Source organism: Dellaglioa sp. CoH-56-MRSF-14, assembly GCF_056782115.1.
In genome coordinates, this window is record NZ_JBXAYB010000065.1 from 1 (window position 1) to 321 (window position 321).

At 54.8% G+C, this 321-nt stretch carries 1 tRNA gene; it reads right to left on the reverse strand.

The annotated features are described in order from the left end of the window. Window positions 1–156 precede the first annotated feature (156 nt). A tRNA-Leu gene (locus AC1RPX_RS07865) sits at window positions 157–243 on the reverse strand. Between the last annotated feature and the right edge of the window lie 78 nt (window positions 244–321).

The window sequence follows — 321 nt, forward strand, 5'->3', positions numbered from 1 at the left end:
CTCTACCATTGAGCTACACCCGCAAATTAGACTGCGGTTCACCCACAGAATATGGACTTGGCGCTACTTTCCACTTGTACTTATTTGCTATGCCGATGAACACTGCTCTCGCAGACTCGCACATAGCGGCGCACCCTTTCGGGGAGTAACTTGTTCTGGTGCGAGGAAAGGGATTCGAACCCTCACGATCTTTCGACCGGCAGGACCTAAACCTGCTGCGTCTACCAATTTCGCCACCCTCGCGTGGTGCGGATGGTGGGACTCCAACCCACACGCCTTTCGGCAGGGGATTTTGAGTCCCCCGTGTCTAGCTATTCCACC